The sequence below is a fragment of the Vibrio sp. 10N.222.52.B7 genome, assembly GCF_041474275.1.
GTDB classification, from domain to species: domain Bacteria; phylum Pseudomonadota; class Gammaproteobacteria; order Enterobacterales; family Vibrionaceae; genus Vibrio; species Vibrio crassostreae_C.
Genome location: NZ_JBFRTU010000102.1, coordinates 1 through 291, shown reverse-complemented (window position 1 = coordinate 291; position 291 = coordinate 1). Strand labels below are relative to the sequence as shown.

Annotated in this window: 1 protein-coding gene; it reads left to right on the top strand. The window is 41.9% G+C overall.

The window, feature by feature from the left end:
• Positions 1-61 precede the first annotated feature (61 nt).
• The coding region (locus AB4512_RS20480) for a 3-methyl-2-oxobutanoate hydroxymethyltransferase (protein WP_372175497.1) at positions 62-291 on the top strand (230 nt) is incomplete at its 3' end.

The window sequence follows — 291 nt, the reverse complement described above, 5'->3', positions numbered from 1 at the left end:
GCTCAATTAAAACTAATAGTATCAGTGCTTTAATAACGCATGATTTTATGAGAGCAAGAACATGAAACACACTCCAAGTTCTTTTATGGAAATGAAAGGGAAACAACGTATTCCGATGTTGACTGCTTATACATTCCCTGTGGCTGCAAGTATCGAATCTGCTGGGATACCTATTATTCTCGTTGGTGATACTGTCGGCATGGTTGAAATGGGCTTTAGCAGTACGCGAGATGTGACCATTGAGCACATGGAATATCATGTAGGGGCAGTGCGTCGAGGTGCTCCAAATAC